This is a genomic window from Pseudomonas sp. REP124 (assembly GCF_020164475.1).
GTDB lineage: Bacteria > Pseudomonadota > Gammaproteobacteria > Pseudomonadales > Pseudomonadaceae > Aquipseudomonas.
On the sequence record NZ_JAIQWX010000140.1, the window covers coordinates 1 to 16,339 of the forward strand.

The window sequence follows — 16,339 nt, forward strand, 5'->3', positions numbered from 1 at the left end:
CCTGTAGGAGCGAGGCTTGCCCGCGAAGGCATTCTGTCGGCCAAACGAATTTTCAAATCCCCACGCGGTCTTCTGTAGGACGGGTTGATCCAGCCCCGACGACCACTGCAGAAGGAGTCGATTTCATGGCCGATGACCGTAAGTGCGATTGTCCAAAATGCAACTGCAAGCTCGGTGAGCATCCGGTGGTGCGGCACGGCAAGCACTATTGCTGTGAAGCCTGCGCCAAGCATCACGAGGGTGGTGAGGAGTGTTCGCATCAGGGATGCAAGTGCGCTCACTGACCCAACATGCGGCAAAAAACTGTGGGAGCGAGCCTGCTCGCGATGGTGTATCAGCTACATCGGTGTCGACTGACACGCCATCGCGAGCAGGCTCGCTCCCACAGTAGTCAAGATCGCGTCAGTTCGCAGGCCGCCATTTGACGTTTTCCACGCCGAACTTCTCCGCCATCGGTTTGCTGGTCTTTTGCACCTTCTCGCGGCCGAAGCGCGGGATCCGGCCCACGCCCGCGTCGCAGCTTGCCCAGTGCCAGGCCTCGGCGTTGTCCATTTTTTCCAGACGGATAATGAACGACTTGGGTGCGCCATGAAGGGTGTATTCGATGACGAAAAGTTTTGCGTTGATCATATGGCCCGTATTCCTCCCTGTTGTACTTAGAGGGATCGCTCACCAGGCGGAAAATTCCGTCGGGGTGTCCAGCGGATGCGCTGGCTGGCGGGCTTTTCGGTGTCTCGTTACCATGTGTTTCCTTCAACCCCCAATGATCATTGACCATGGCCCTCGCCGTCCCGCCTGATTTGAGTGATACCGATGTGCCCGTGCAACCGCTGGCGCGGACCTATCCGCGCGGGTTGTTCATCGAGCCGCACGAGCATGTCTGGGGGCAATTGCTGTATGCGATGAGCGGGGTGATGTGGGTCGAGACGCCCAACGAGGCGCTGGTGGTGCCGCCGCAACGGGCCGTATGGCTGCCGCCCGGCGTGCCCCACGGGATTCGCGTGGTCTCGGATTTGCAGATGCGCAATATCTACCTGCGGCCCGCGCTGGCCGCGACCCTGGACAGCAGCGTGCAGGTGATCGAGGTGGGCGGGTTGCTGCGCGAGTTGATCGTCAGCCTGGTGGAGCAGGGCGATGACGGGGCGCCGGAGTATTACGAGGCGCTGGTCGGGTTGGCGCTGCTGGAGCTCAAGCGCGCCCGGCGCTCGCGGATGAAGATCCCGCTGCCGGATCATTCCGATCGGCGTTTGATGAACCTGTGCCAGGCAGTCATGGCCCAGCCGTCGCTGGATATTCCTTTTGAGCAACATGCGGAAAACGCCGGCGCCAGCGTGCGGACCCTGGCGCGGTTGTTCAAGGATGGGCTGGGGATGGGGTTTGCCCATTGGCGACGGCAGGTGCAACTGGCGACGGCTGCGGCGGAGTTGATCCAGGGTGTGCCGGTGAGTGTCATTGCCCGGGAATTGGGTTATTCGCCGAGCAGTTTCAGTGACATGTTCCGGCGAGAGCTTGGGGTCGCGCCCTCCCAATTCCATACCGCTTCCTGAACCCGACACCCACCTCTGTAGGAGCGAGGCTTGCCCGCGAAGAGGCCCGCCCATCCGGCGACGATGTTGACCGGACTGACGCCTTCGCGGGCAAGCCTAGCTCCTACAGGATTTTGTGTGGTTCACCAATTCTGCGGTGGGCAGAGAAACCTGTGGGAGCGGGCTTGCCCGCGAAGAGGCCGGCACATCCGGCGACGATGTTGACTGAACTGACGCCTTCGCGGGCAAGCCCGCTCCCACAAGTTCAGGGTGTTCAGGAGGGCAGGGCAATTTGGCCGAAATTCAGAAGTCGTTGGCCGGTGCCCGGATTCGCGGCTCCCTAGACTGGCGGCATCTCTCATCTGCCCCACGGAGTCTGCCATGAGCTACTTCATTTCGCTGGTCATCGGCCTGGGTGTCGGTCTGTTGTACGGCGCCCTGGACTTTCGTTCCCCCGCACCACCGGCCGTCGCGCTGATCGGTCTGCTCGGCATGCTGGCCGGCGAGAAACTGTGGCCCATGGGCCGGCAGCTGGTGGCTGGCTGGATCTCCTGAATTCCCTTTGTCGATTGGAGCAACACCTGATGAAAGCACTGCAGTTCGATAAAACCGGCGATCTTTCGGCCCTGCGCTACGTCGATGTGCCCACTCCGGTTGCCGGCGCCGATGAGGTGCTGGTGCAGGTCAAGGCCGCGGGCCTGAACCCCAGCGACGTGAAGAACGTGCTCGGGCGTTTTCCCTACACCACGCTGCCACGCATTCCGGGGCGCGATTTTGCCGGCATCGTCGTCGAAGGCCCGCAGGCGCTGATCGGTCAGGAAATCTGGGCCACCGGCCGTGAACTGGGCTTTTTCGCCGATGGCGCCCACGCGCAGTTCGTCAAGTTGCCGGCCAATGGCGTGGCGCTCAAACCCACGCACCTGAGTTTCGCCCAGGCCGCCAGCCTCGGCGTGCCTTACACCACGGCCTGGGATGCGCTGGAGCGCAGCCTGGTGACGGCGCAAACCCGTTTGCTGGTGATCGGCGGCGGGGCGGTGGCCACGGCGGCACTGGCGCTGGCGAAAGTCCGTGGCGCGCAGCTACTGGCGGCGGCGCGCCGGCCGGAGCAGGTCAAGGCCTTGCAGGTTCAGGGTTATCAGACCCTGCAACTGGACAAGCCCGAGGACCTCGGCGCGCAGGTGAATGCGGTGTTCAGTGGCGGTGCCGATGTGATTTTCGACACCACCGGCTTCTGGCTGCCGGCCTCCGTTGCCGCGCTGGCCACCTTCGGCCGCATCGCCATCATCGCCGCGCCGGTGGATGGCATGGTGCAGTTGCCGGCCCTGGGGTTGTATCGCAAGGGCGGTTCGGTGGTGGGGATCAACTCGCTGCTGTACGGGGTGCAGGCCTGTGCGGCGATGCTTGATCAGTTCGGCAAGTTTTTCGATGAGGATCTGTTGCCGCTGCCTCAGGGGCTGGTTGAATCGCCGTTGGCTGAGGGGCTGGCGCGGTATGCCGAGGTGAATGAGGGTGGCAGTGACAAGGTCATTCTTATTCCCTGATTTTCGCCACACCGCCTGACCATTGTGGGAGCGGGCTTGCTCGCGAAGGCGTCGTGTCAGTCGATGAATTTGCAGGCTGACACACCGCTTTCGCGAGCAAGCCCGCTCCCACATGGGGCCTTTGTTGGCCTCAGATTTTGTGTACACACCCCCGCATTTACTGGGCCAAAAGCCCTCCCTCACGAAAGTATTAGCACCATTTGACGTGTGCCCCATCGCAAACCAGCTACTACCGTGGGTCAGGAAAGAAACGGTTTCCGGGTCGTAGCAGTTTCGACACGAGCGTCGAGGCATCACCGTCATTGCTACACACCCTTCATGGAATGAAGTGGTTCCCCCACGCAAGGAGCTCCCTGTGGAAGCAAGGTTTCGCATTGCCCTCGTTTCGCGTTTTTCCCCACTTTCCCTTGCCGTGCAACTCGGTGTCGCCGGATTGTTGTTCGGTGCTGCCATTCCGCAGGCGCAGGCCACCTGTTCCACGGCGGGCTCGACAGTCACCTGTACCGGCGTGCCGTCGCTGCCGCTGTTTCTCAACAACTTCTCCAGCGCGACCAGTGGGCTGACGGTCAACGTCAACAGCGGGGCGCAGATGAATGCGACTCTCGGCGGTCATGTCATGGACCTGACCGGAGTCAACATCACGCTGAACAACTCCGGCACCATCGACCCGGCACTGCTTGGCCTGGTCTCGGTACTCAGTGGTGGTGCGTTCATCGGCACAGGCGCCTCCAGTACCGTCAGTATTCTCAACAACGCCAGCGGAATCATCCGCGGCACGGGGATGTTGCTCGGACTCAACCTGACCAGCGTCGACGGGTTGGCCATTGGCGTTAACAACGCGGCAACAGGCACCACCAGCATCACCAACAACGGCACTATCACCTCGACCGGTCTGTCGGTTGGCGGCATCACCCTGGCGGACACGCCGGTGATCGGAGTCATGGGCGGCTCGCAAGTCAACATGACCAACAGCAGCACCGGTGTCATCAACGGCCGGGTGGCATTCGAGACTTCGGCGGGGGGCAATACGTTCACCAACGCTGGCGCGATTACCGGTGGTGTGTCGATGGGCGCCGGCAGCACCAATACCTTTACGGCGGTGACCGGTTCCAGCGTCAACGTCGGTGACGGTGTGCAAATCAGCGTCGGCCTCGGCGGTCTGATCGGCATCAACCTGACCTTCGCCCCGACCGGCACGGTCGACGGCGGTGCTGCCGGCAACAACAACCTGATCCTGCAAAACACGGCCGGGATTGGCGGCGGCACCTCGGGTACCGGCACGGCGTCGAGCGCGACTTACGTGAACTTCAATAACCTCACCCTCAACAGCGGCACCTGGACGTTGCAGGGGCCGTTGGTCAGTGGCGCGACCACGCTCAATGGCGGCGTGGCGCAATTCAACAACAACGCCACGTTCGGTTCCGGGGTGATCACCTCCAACGGCGGGACTCTGCAGGCCAGCAACGCCGGGCTGAACATCGGTAACCTGATTTCCCTTGGCGCGGGCGGCGTCACGGTGCAGGGCGCCAACGCCACCACGTTGAGCGGCGTGATCTCCGGCAGCGGCGGCCTGACCAAACTTGGTGCCGGTCAACTCAACCTCAGTGGTGTCAACACCTACCTGGGCGGCACAACGCTCAGCGGCGGTACGGTGCAGGTGGGCAACAATCAGGCGTTGAGTACAGGCACGATCAACGTCACAGGCGCCTCGACGCTGTCGGCACCGGGCACCATCAACCTGAGCAACGCCATCAGCCTCGGTGCCGGACTGACCACCTCCAGCACCGGGGCACTGACCCTTGGCGGCCTGATCTCCGGCAGCAGCGGTATCACCAAGACCGGCAGCGGCAGCCTGACCCTCAACGGCGCCAACACCGGTTACAGCGGCACCACCGCCCTGAACGCCGGCTCCTTGCTGGTCGGCAACAACAACGCCCTGGGCAGCGGTGCGCTGAACACCGCCGCCGGCACCAGCCTGGACAGCACCGCCAACGTCACCCTGAGCAACAACATCGGCCTGACCGGCGCACTGAACGTGCTCGGCAGCAATGCCCTGACCCTCGGCGGCGTGTTGTCAGGCACCGGCGGGATTACCAAATCAGGCTCCGCCAGCCTGACCCTGACCGGTAACAACACCAATAGCGGCACGACCGCGCTCAACGCCGGCAGCCTGTTCGTGGGCAGCAATACAGCGCTGGGTACGGGGGCGTTGAACACCGCTGCCGGCACGACGCTGGATGCGACCACGGCGGTCACGCTGGCCAACGCGATCAACCTGGCAGGGAACCTGACCATCGGCGGCACCCAGGCCTTGAGCCTGAACGGGGCGATCAACGGCGCAGGCGGTCTGATCAAGAACGGTACCGCCGCCCTGACCCTGGGTGGCAGCAACGCCTTCCTCGGCAACACCGCGCTCAACGCCGGCACGCTGATCGTCGCGGCCGACAACGCGTTGGGCCTGGGCATCCTGAATGCGGCAGGCGGCACCACCCTGGATGCCAGCACCGCCGTCAGCCTGGGCAATGCCGTCAATCTGGTCGGCAACCTGAACATCGGCGGCAACGCCAACCTGACCCTGGGCGGCGTGGTCAGTGGCAGCGGCGGGCTGACCAAGAACGGCACCGCCAACCTGATTCTCAATGGCGCCAACACTTTCCTCGCCGGCACCACCCTCAACGCCGGCACTCTGACCCTGGGCAATGCCGGGGCGCTGGGTACAGGCGACCTCACCGTGGGCGGCGTCTCGACCCTGGACAGCAACACGGCGATCGCCCTGGGCAACAATGTGGTGCTCAACGACACCCTGCGTATCGGCGGCAGCAATGCCCTGACCTTGGGCGGTGTGGTCAGCGGCACCAGTCAACTGGTCAAGAACGGCTCGGCCAACCTGACCCTCAACGGCGCCAACACCTATCAGGGCGGTACGACCCTGAATGCCGGCACCCTCACGGTCGGCAACAACGCCGCGCTCGGCACCGGTCTGCTGTCGGTGGAAGGGGCGGGCAGCCTCCTTAGCAGTGGCAACGTCACCCTGAACAATGCGATCAACCTCAACGCCAACCTCACCACTGGCGGCGCCAACCCCCTGACCCTGGGCGGCGTGATCAGCGGGAGCAGCGGCCTGATCAAGACCGGTGCATCGACCCTGACCCTCAATGGCAACAACACCTACAGCGGCACCACGGCGCTGAACGCCGGCTCGCTGATCGTCGGTTCCAACACCGCGCTCGGTACCGGTGTGTTGAACGCCGGCAACGGCACCACGCTGGATGCCGGTGCGGCGGTCGCTCTGGCCAACAACGTCAACCTTGCCGGCAACCTGACCGTGGCCGGCAGCAATGCCTTGACCCTCGGCGGCGTCGTTGCCGGTATCGGCGGGCTGACCAAGAATGGCGCGGCCGACCTGACCCTCAACGGCGCCAACACCTATCTGGGCAACACCGCGCTGAACGCCGGCAAACTGATCGTCGGCAGCAACACCGCGCTGGGCGCGGGCGCACTCAACGCCGCCGCCAACACCACGCTGGACAGCAACACCGCCGTCAGTCTGCTCAACGCGGTGAACCTGGCCGGTGCGCTGAACGTCGGGGGCACGGCGGATCTGACCTTGAACGGAACGGTCAACGGTGCCGGCAGCCTGGTGAAAAACGGCAGCGCCAACCTGACCCTCAATGCCGCCAACGGCTACCTCGGCGGCACAACGTTGAATGCCGGAACATTGATCGTCGGCAACAGCTCGGCGCTGGGCTTCGGCGCGCTGACCGTAGCTGGCGCGGCGACCCTGGACAGCAACTCGCCGCTGGTCAACCTCAGCAACAACGTCGCCCTCAACGCCGCGCTGACCGTCGGCGGCACGCAGAATCTGACCCTCACCGGCGTGGTCAGCGGCACCGGTCAGTTGATCAAGGACGGCGCGGCGAACCTGACGCTAAATGGCGTCAACACCTATCAGGGCGGTACGAGCCTCAACGCCGGTACGTTGACCCTCGGCAACTCAGGCGCACTGGGCAGCGGTGCGCTGACTGTCGGCGGCGCGGCGACGCTGGATAACGGTTCGGCGTTCAGTCTGGGCAACAACGTCACCCTCAACGCTGGACTGACCCTCGCGGGCAACAACGACCTGACCCTCAGCGGCGTGATCGACGGCGCCGGCAGTCTGAACAAGAACGGCTTGTCGGACTTGACCCTGTCGGGCAACAACACTTTCACCGGCGCACTGAACATCCTTTCCGGTAGCGTCACCACGCTCAATACCAATGCGCTGGGCAATACCTCCGGGGCCAACATCAGCGCCGGTGCCGGGCTCAATCTCGGCAGCAGCGCCAGCCTCGCGGCGCTGACCGGCAGCGGCAGCGTGCAGACCGGTGTCGGCAACACGCTGACCGTGGGAGGTGTCAGCAGCACCAGTACTTTCGACGGTGATATCAGCGGCAGCGGCGGCCTGACCAAAGTCGGCACCGGCACCTTGAACCTCACCGGGATCAATGGCCTGACCGGCAACACCACGGTCAACGGCGGTACGCTGGACCTGAGCGGCTCCCTGGCCAGCGCGCAGGTCAACGTCAACAGCGGCGGCACCTTGACCGGTACCGGCTCGATGCTCGGCACGCTGAACGTCAACAACGGCGGGCACCTGGCGTTGACGTCGGGCAATACTCTTTCCGCCAGCTCGCTGGTGCTGGGCGCTGGCAGCAACGTCGACGTGGCACTCGGTACGCCTTCGACCGCCTCGTTGATGAACATCGGCGGCAACCTGACCCTCAATGGCAATCTCAATGTCACTGACGCCGGTGGTTTTGGTGTCGGTGTCTATCGCCTGTTCAACTACGTAGGCACCCTGACCGATCTGGGGCTGGATGTCGCCAGCGTGCCGGTCGGTTTCGGCCTTGGCGATCTTGTAGTGCAGACCGGCGTGGCCAATCAGATCAACATTCAAGTCTCGGCGCCGAACGTCAATATTCGCTACTGGGATGGCAGCCAGACCATTGCGAACGGATCGGTGGATGGTGGCACCGGCAACTGGACCGCAGTAGGCACCAACTGGACCAACGCCAACGGCACACTTAATCAGACTTGGGCCGGCGACTTCGCGGTGTTCCAGGGCACGGCCGGCACTGTCACGGTGGATGGCACGCAACTGTTCACCGGCCTGCAGTTCATGACCGACGGCTACAACCTGGTCAACGGCACGGCGGGGCAACTCACCGCCGTCAATGGCACTGGCGGCACCACCGCCGTGCGGGTCGATCCGGGCGTGACCGCGACCGTCGGCGTCAATATCAACGGCAGCGGCATTCTCAACAAACTCGACAGCGGCACCCTGGTGCTCAACGGCGCCAACACCTACACCGGCGGCACCGCGCTGGACGGCGGCACAATCGTGGTCGGCAACAACAGCGCGCTGGGCAGCGGCCTGCTGACCGCCAACGCCGGGACGCAACTGGACAGCAACACCGCCGTCACCCTGGGCAATGACGTCACCCTCAACGGCAATCTCACCGTGCTCGGCAGCAATGCGCTGACCCTGGGTGGCGTGATCGGCGGTACCGGTGGCCTGATCAAGAACGGCTCGGCCAATCTGACTCTGGGCGGCAACAACGCCTTTCTCGGGCCGGTGGCGCTGAATGCCGGCGGGCTGATTCTGGCGTCGAACGCGGCGCTCGGTTCCGCCACGCTGAATGCGGCCAACGGCACCACGCTGGATGCTTCCACCGCGGTGGAAGTCGCCAACGCGATCAATCTGGCGGGCAACCTCGGCATCGTCGGCAGCAATGACCTGACCCTCGACGGCTCGATCAACGGCGCCGGCAGCCTGACCAAGAACGGCGCAGCCAACCTGACCTTGAGTGGCAGCAACAACTTCCTCGGCGGCATTACGCTGAATGCCGGCACCCTGACGGCCGGCAGCAATGCCGCGCTCGGCCTGGGCAACCTCACCGTCGCCGGTGCTTCGACCCTGGACAGCGACAGCGCAGTGACCTTGGGCAACAACCTGGTGCTCAACGCCAACCTGACCAACGCCGGCAACAATGACCTGACCCTCGGCGGCACGGTCAGCGGGACCGGTGGGTTGATCAAGGACGGCGCGGGCAACCTGACCCTCAACGGAATCAACACCTGGCAGGGCGGCACCACGCTGAACGCCGGCACCCTGACCCTCGGTTCCGCGGGCGCGTTGGGCGGGGGCGCACTGACCGTGGCGGGCGCTTCGATCCTCGACACCAGCGCACCGATGGTGCTGGCCAACGATGTCAATATCAACGCCAACCTGACCGTCGCCGGCAATAACAATCTGGTTCTGGGCGGCGTGCTCGCGGGGGCCGGCACCTTGGTCAAGGATGGCGCGGCCAACCTGACGTTGAGCGGCAACAACAGCTTCAGCGGCCTGTTCGATGTGGTGGCGGGCAGCCTGACCACCTTGAGCAGCGGGGCGCTGGGCAACAACGCCGGGGTCAACCTCGACAGCGGCACGGCGCTCAACCTTGGCGCTTCCGGCAGTCTGGCGAGCCTGACCGGCAGCGGCACCGCCAACGTCGGTGTGGGCAGCACCCTGAGCCTCGGTGGCAGCAATTTGAGCAGCACTTTCGATGGTATTCTCAGCGGCAGTGGTGGCCTGACCAAACTGGGCAGCGGAAACTTGACCCTGACCGGCCTCAACAGCCTCACCGGCGACACCAACGTCAACGGCGGCACCCTGCAGGTCGACGGTTCGCTGGACAGCATCAACGTGCTGGTCAACAACGGCGGCACCCTGACTGGTAACGGTGACCTCAGCGGCGCTGTGACCGTGGCCGATGGCGGGCACCTGGCGCTGTCCACCGGCAACGCGTTGTCGGTGGGTTCGCTGGTGCTCAACGACGCTTCGAATCTGGATGTCGGTCTCGGTGCACCGGTTTCCGGTGGCGGCAATGCGCTGCTGAACGTCGGTGGCAACCTGACCCTCGACGGCACGCTCAACGTCAGTGATATCGGCGGCTTCGGCACCGGCGTGTACCGGATCATCGACTACACCGGCGGCCTGACCGACAACGGCCTTCTGATCGGCAGCGTGCCGGGCGGCGTGACCCCGGGGGATCTGCAACTGCAGACCAATATCGGCAACCAGATCAATCTGCTGGTCACCGCACCGGGCGTCACCGTGCAGTTCTGGGACGGCAGCCAACTCGCCCCGGACGGTTCGATCAGTGGCGGCAGCGGCACCTGGGGCGGCAGCAACACCAACTGGACCAACGTCGACGGCACGCTGAATCAGACCTGGGCCAACAGCTTCGCGGTGTTCCAGGGTACGGCCGGGACCGTGACGGTCAACGGCGCGCAGACCATTACCGGCCTGCAATTCGCCACCGACGGCTACACCCTGCAAAACGGCACCGCAGGCTCGTTGAACCTGGTCAACGGCAGCCTCGGCAATGCCACTGTGCGGGTCGATCCGGGCGCTACCGCGACCCTCGATGTGGCACTCAACGGTAGCGGCACCCTGGGCAAGTACGACACCGGGACCCTGGTGCTCAACGCCGCCAACGGCTATACCGGCGGCACCGCGCTCAACGGCGGCAAACTGGTGCTGGGCAACGACGCAGCCCTCGGCACCGGAGTGCTGACCGCCGCCAACGGTACGGCGCTGGACGCCAATACCGACGTCACCCTCGCCAACGACGTGGTACTCAATGGCGGCCTGAACGTCGCCGGCTCCAATGCCATGAGTCTCGACGGGGATATCAGCGGCGCGGGCAGTCTGATCAAGACCGGCGCGGCCAGCCTGACCCTCAACGGCAACAACACCTATGGCGGCGGCACCCAGCTCAACGGCGGCACGCTGATTCTGGGCAACAACAGCGCCATCAGCAGCGGCGCGCTGAGTGTGCTAGGCAACGCAACCCTCGACAGCAGCGCCGATCTGCAACTGGCCAACGCCATCGTCCTCGGGTCGCAACTGACCCTGGCCGGCAACCAGGACACCACGCTCATCGGTGCGATCAGCGGCGGCGGCAGTCTGGTGAAAAACGGCAGCGGCGAGCTGCTGCTCAGCGGCGCCAACACCTACAACGGTGGCACGACCCTTAACGGCGGCATCACCCGTGGCGACACCAGCAGCCTGCAAGGGGCGATCGTCAACAACGCGGCGCTGGTCTTCGAGCAGAACAGCGATGGCAGCTATACCGGCAACCTGACCGGCGCCGGTACGCTGAGCAAAACCGGTAATGGTCAATTGCTGTTGACCGGCACCAACGGCTTCACCGGCAACACCGATGTGCAGGCTGGCGTGCTGCGGGTCAACGGCAGCCTGAGCAGCGCCAATGTCGCGATTGCCAGTGGTGCAAGTCTGGCCGGCAGCGGGCAATTGGCCGGCGCGGTGCAAATGGCAAGCGGCGCGACGCTGCTTGGCGGTGGCGGTACAACGCCGTTGTCGGTGGGTTCGCTGGCCTTGTCTTCGGGCACCGATCTGGACTTCACGCTGGGCTCGGCCACCAGTTCGACCACGGTGGTCGATGTCGCCGGCAACCTGACGCTGGACGGTACGCTGAACGTCAGCAACGCCGGCGGCTTCGGCACCGGGGTCTATCAGCTGTTCCGTTATGGCGGCAGCCTGACCGACAACGGTCTGGTCTACGGCAGTCTGCCGGTATCGGCGGCCAACCTGACCCTGCAAACCGCGTTGGCCAACCAGGTCAATCTGCTGGTGCAAAACACCCCGGGCGAAGTGCAGTTCTGGAACGGCGGCAAGATCAATCCTGACGGCACCATCAGCGGTGGCAGCGGCGTTTGGGGCCCGGGCACCAACTGGACCGATCCGACCGGCAACCAGGCGCTCGCTTCGAACGGTCAGTTCGCGGTGTTCGGCGGGCAGGGCGGCACGGTGACGGTGGTGGGCAACCAGAACTTCACCGGTCTGCAATTTCTCGACAGCGGCTACAGCCTGGTGCCCGGCGCGGGCGGCAGCCTGACCCCGGTCAACGGCCCGGGCGGCACGCCGGCACCGGTGCGGGTGAATGCCGGCGTATCGACCGAGATCTCCGCACCGCTGGTAGGCAGCGGCGGCATCGAGAAACTCGATTCCGGTACTCTGGTGCTCAGCGGCGCCAATACTTACAGCGGTGGCACCACCGTCAGCGGCGGTACGCTGATCGGTAATACCACCAGCCTGCAGGGCAACATCCTCGACAACGCCTTGTTGGTGTTTCAGCAAAACGTCGATGGCCAGTTCAACGGCACCCTCAGCGGCACCGGGACGACGATCAAGCGTGGTAACGGGACGCTGCTGTTGACTGGCAACCAGCCGTTCAGTGGCGCGGTGGCGGTGGATCAGGGGCTGTTGCAGGTCGGCAGTCTCGCCGCCCGGGCCTCGCTTGCCGGACAGGTGACCGTGGCCAACGGCGCTGGCCTGGCCGGTAACGGTAGTGTCGGTTCGCTGGTCAACCACGGGCTGGTGAGTTCCGGTGCACAGGCCGGGACCTTGAGCGTGACCGGTAATCTGACCAATGCTGCCGATGGCGTGCTGGCATTGACCGTCAGCTCGCCGGATGCCACACCACTGGCAGTCGGCGGCAGCGCCACCCTCGGTGGCGGCCTGCAAGTGCAGAGCCTGGCACCGCTGACCGGCAACGCGGTGTATTCGCTGATCACCGCGGGCGGTGGCGTCAATGGCACCTTCAGCGCGACCGATCTGCCGAGCTATGCGTTCTACGACACGTCATTGCTGTACGGCGCCAATCAGGTGTCCCTGGCGGTGAGCCGCAACGGCAATTCCTTCGTCGATGTCGCCGCCACCGGCAATCAGCGCGGTACGGCGTCGGCGCTGATGCGCAATGGCGCGGCGGGTGCAACGCTGCGCAGCCAGATCTTCAACTTGAGCATCGCTGATGCCCGCGCGGCTTTCGACAGTCTGTCCGGGGAAATCCACGCCAGCACCGCCAGCGCGATCCTCGAGGATTCGCGTTACATCCGCGACGCGGTCAATGATCGGATGCGTCAGCCGTCCTGCAGTGGTCCGGATGATCCACGCCGGGCTCTGGCGCCGAGCGACAACCAGCTGAGCAGCAACGGTTGCCACGGCGAGATGGTCGGCTGGGCGCGAGCCCTGGGTGCCTGGGGCGAATCCGATGGCGACAGCAACAGCGCCAGCCTGGATCGCAACCTCAGCGGCTTCATGCTCGGCACCGACAAGCAGCTCGACGACCAGTGGCGTGCGGGCATGGCGGCCGGCTACACCCGCAGCGACATCGACGCTCACGACCGGCGTTCGGATGCCACGGTGGAGAGCTATCACCTGGCGGCCTACCTCAACTCGCAGTTCGACGCCCTGGCCGTGCGCCTCGGCGCGGCCTACAGCTGGCATGACATCGAGAGCAAGCGCAACGTCAGCGTCGGCTCCTACAACGACCGTCTGAAAGCTCATTACGATGCGCGCACTGCTCAGGTGTTCGGTGAAGTCGGTTATGTCCTGGAAGCGGCGGGCGTGGCGCTGGAGCCTTTCGCGGGTCTGGCGTACGTCAACTACGACAGCGACACCGCCAAGGAGAAAGGCGGGGTAGGGCGGCTGGAGGCCGATGCCGATCAGGACATCACCTTCTCCACTCTCGGTGTGCGGGCCGGCAAGGTCATCACCCTGGACAACGGCGGGCAGTTCACCCCGAGAGCCGCGATTGGCTGGCGGCATGCGTTTGGGGATACCAAGCCGGATGCCGACCTGACCTTTATCGATGGCGGGGCTTCGTTCAGCACTCAGGGCGTGCCGATTGCCGAGGACAGTGCGGTGGTGGAAGCGGGGGTGGACTTCCAGATCAGCCCTACAGCCAAGTTGGGGATCGGGTATTCGGGGCAGATCGCGAGCGAGAGCGAGGATCATGCGATGACCATCAGTTTCAGTATGGGGTTCTGAGCCAGTCCCCCTGTAGGAGCGAGCTTGCTCGCGATGCACTGGAAGGCGCCGCTGGGTGTCAGGTTTCCAGCGTTATCGTTGACGACCATCGCGAGCAAGCTAGCTCCTACAGGGGTTATTTGTCGGCCACAGATTTTGTGTTTATGAATCCACTAAACACCCTCTGTTAGAATCGGCACCATTGACCCCTCCAAGGTGCCCCCCATGAGCGAACCGATTCGTCTGACCCAGTACAGCCACGGCGCTGGCTGCGGCTGCAAGATTTCCCCTCAGGTGCTGGAAGTGATCCTCGCCGGCAGCGGGGCGCAGAACCTGGACCCGAAACTCTGGGTCGGCAACGCCTCCCGTGACGACGCGGCGGTCTATTCGATCGATGAAGAGCGCGGCGTGGTTTCCACCACCGACTTCTTCATGCCGATCGTCGACGATCCCTTCGATTTCGGCCGTATCGCCGCCACCAACGCCATCAGCGACATCTACGCCATGGGCGGGGATCCGCTGATGGCGATCGCGATCCTCGGCTGGCCGGTCAATGTGCTGGCCCCGGAGATCGCCCGCGAGGTGATTCGCGGCGGTCGCTCGGTGTGTGACGAGGCGGGCATTCCTTTGGCCGGCGGGCACTCCATCGACGCGCCGGAGCCGATCTTCGGCCTGGCCGTGACCGGGCTTGTGGAAAAGCGCCACATGAAACGCAACGACACCGCCACCGCCGGTTGCCTGCTGTACCTGACCAAGCCGCTGGGCATCGGCATCCTCACCACCGCCGAGAAGAAGGGCAAATTGCGCAATGCCGACGTGGGCCTGGCCCGCGACTGGATGTGCACACTGAACAAACCCGGCAGCCGCTTCGGCAAACTCGCAGGCGTGACCGCGATGACCGACGTCACCGGTTTCGGTCTGCTGGGGCATCTGGTGGAAATGGCCGACGGCAGTCAGCTCACCGCGCGCATTCGCTACGACCAGGTGCCGCGCCTGCCGAGTGTCGAGTACTACCTCGAACAGGGCTGCATCCCCGGCGGCACCCTGCGCAATTTCGACAGCTACGCCAGCAAGCTCGGACGCCTGCAGGAACTGCACAAGCGCGTGTTGTGCGACCCACAGACCAGCGGCGGCCTGCTGATCGCCGTCACCCCCGAAGGCAACGACGAGTTCCTGGCTGTCGCGCGGGACCTGGGCCTGACATTGGAGCCTATCGGCGAGCTGGTGGAGCGACAGAGCCACGCGGTCGAGGTGGCTTGATGTCTGTCGACTGCACCGATTACCGCGACATTTTCCTCAACGACCGGCCGATGATGGACGCCCGCGCGCCCATCGAGTTCACCAAGGGCGCGTTCCCCGGCGCGGTCAACCTGCCGCTGATGAACGATCACGAACGTCAGCGCATCGGCACCTGCTACAAGCAGCAGGGCCAGCAGGCGGCCATTGAGCTGGGGCATCAGCTGGTATCCGGCGCCATCAAGGCCGAGCGCATCCAGGCCTGGGCGGATTTCGCCCGGGCTCATCCCGACGGTTATCTGTACTGTTTTCGCGGCGGCCTGCGCTCGCAGATCGTCCAGCAGTGGCTCAAGACCGAGGCCGGCATCGACTATCCGCGGGTCGGCGGTGGCTACAAGGCCATGCGCACTTTCCTGCTCGACACCCTGGATCAGGCAGTCAATCAGTGCGATTTCGTGCTGCTGGGCGGCATGACCGGCACCGGCAAGACCGACGTGCTTACTCAGCTGAGCAACGGCGTGGACCTTGAAGGCCACGCCAATCACCGTGGTTCCAGCTTTGGCAAGCGGGCCACCGGCCAACCCTCCAACATCGACTTCGAAAACCGCCTGGCGGTGGACCTGCTGAAGAAGCGTAACCAGGGCATCGAACAGTTCGTGCTCGAAGACGAAAGTCGCGCCATCGGCAGCTGCGCGTTGCCGTTGCCGCTGTATCAGGGCATGCAGCAGTTCCCGATGGTCTGGCTCGAAGACAGCCTGCAGGGGCGAGTCGAGCGGATCCTGCGCGACTACGTGGTGGACCTGTGCGCCGAGTTCATCCGGGTGCATGGCGAAGAAGGCTTCGCGCTGTTTTCCGAGCGCATGCTGGCGAGCCTGAACAACGTCTACAAACGCCTGGGCGGCGAGCGGCATCGGCGGATGCTGTTGCTGATGGAAGATGCGCTGGCAGAGCAGGGGCGCAGTGGCGCGGTGGACCTGCACCGGGGCTGGATCGAGGGGCTGTTGGTTGAGTATTACGACCCGATGTATGTGTTCCAGCGCGAGAAGAAAGGCGCGCGGATCGAGTTTGCGGGGGAGCGGGGGGCGGTGGTTGAGTATTTGCGTGAGAGGTTGAATCAGAAAGGTTGAGGGTAAATTTTCCGGCCTCTTCGCGGGCAAGCCTCGCTCCTACAGGTCTTG

General features: G+C 64.4%; 8 protein-coding genes. 7 read left to right on the plus strand and 1 reads right to left on the minus strand.

Translation table 11 applies throughout. The features are described from left to right. Positions 1-125 precede the first annotated feature (125 nt). Positions 126-284: a metallothionein gene (locus K9857_RS24765; protein ID WP_224540268.1), complete on the plus strand. Its 159-nt coding sequence runs from the start codon at positions 126-128 to the stop codon at positions 282-284. Between the two features lie 118 nt (positions 285-402). Here the strand turns inward: K9857_RS24765 and K9857_RS24770 are convergent, their stop codons facing one another. Then, on the minus strand, positions 403-630 hold the full coding sequence (locus K9857_RS24770) for a DUF6555 family protein (protein WP_224540271.1): 228 nt from the start codon (positions 628-630) through the stop codon (positions 403-405). A gap of 146 nt (positions 631-776) precedes the next feature. Between K9857_RS24770 and K9857_RS24775 the strand changes: the two genes are divergently transcribed. The 6 genes from K9857_RS24775 (at position 777) to mnmH (ending at position 16,288) form a co-directional block, all read left to right on the plus strand. After that, complete coding sequence (locus K9857_RS24775) at positions 777-1,547, plus strand: AraC family transcriptional regulator (protein WP_224540273.1); 771 nt, start codon at positions 777-779, stop codon at positions 1,545-1,547. A gap of 360 nt (positions 1,548-1,907) precedes the next feature. Next, complete coding sequence (locus K9857_RS24780; RefSeq protein ID WP_110963981.1) at positions 1,908-2,081, plus strand: DUF1427 family protein; 174 nt, start codon at positions 1,908-1,910, stop codon at positions 2,079-2,081. A gap of 29 nt (positions 2,082-2,110) precedes the next feature. Beyond that, on the plus strand, positions 2,111-3,067 hold the full coding sequence (locus K9857_RS24785; RefSeq protein ID WP_224540276.1) for a zinc-binding alcohol dehydrogenase family protein: 957 nt from the start codon (positions 2,111-2,113) through the stop codon (positions 3,065-3,067). A 355-nt stretch (positions 3,068-3,422) separates the two neighbouring features. Next, the gene (locus K9857_RS24790; protein ID WP_224540278.1) at positions 3,423-13,946 is read left to right on the plus strand and encodes an autotransporter-associated beta strand repeat-containing protein; all 10,524 of its coding nucleotides are present in this window, start codon (positions 3,423-3,425) and stop codon (positions 13,944-13,946) included. 204 nt (positions 13,947-14,150) lie between these two features. Beyond that, on the plus strand, positions 14,151-15,185 hold the full coding sequence (gene selD, locus K9857_RS24795) for a selenide, water dikinase SelD (protein ID WP_224540280.1): 1,035 nt from the start codon (positions 14,151-14,153) through the stop codon (positions 15,183-15,185). Further along, positions 15,185-16,288 carry a tRNA 2-selenouridine(34) synthase MnmH gene (gene mnmH / locus K9857_RS24800; protein ID WP_224540282.1) on the plus strand — a complete coding sequence of 368 codons (1,104 nt, stop codon included), beginning with the start codon at positions 15,185-15,187 and terminating at the stop codon, positions 16,286-16,288. The genes selD and mnmH overlap by 1 nt, the downstream gene beginning before the upstream one ends. Positions 16,289-16,339 lie beyond the last annotated feature (51 nt).

What these genes read in the sequence shown, in the direction of transcription:
- K9857_RS24780 (WP_110963981.1), top strand. Translation starts at nt 1,908, where the DNA reads ATGAGCTACTTCATTTCGCTGGTCATCGGCCTGGGTGTCGGTCTGTTG.
- mnmH (WP_224540282.1), top strand. Translation starts at nt 15,185, where the DNA reads ATGTCTGTCGACTGCACCGATTACCGCGACATTTTCCTCAACGACCGG.
- K9857_RS24770 (WP_224540271.1), bottom strand. Translation starts at nt 630, where the DNA reads ATGATCAACGCAAAACTTTTCGTCATCGAATACACCCTTCATGGCGCA.
- selD (WP_224540280.1), top strand. Translation starts at nt 14,151, where the DNA reads ATGAGCGAACCGATTCGTCTGACCCAGTACAGCCACGGCGCTGGCTGC.
- K9857_RS24765 (WP_224540268.1), top strand. Translation starts at nt 126, where the DNA reads ATGGCCGATGACCGTAAGTGCGATTGTCCAAAATGCAACTGCAAGCTC.
- K9857_RS24775 (WP_224540273.1), top strand. Translation starts at nt 777, where the DNA reads ATGGCCCTCGCCGTCCCGCCTGATTTGAGTGATACCGATGTGCCCGTG.
- K9857_RS24785 (WP_224540276.1), top strand. Translation starts at nt 2,111, where the DNA reads ATGAAAGCACTGCAGTTCGATAAAACCGGCGATCTTTCGGCCCTGCGC.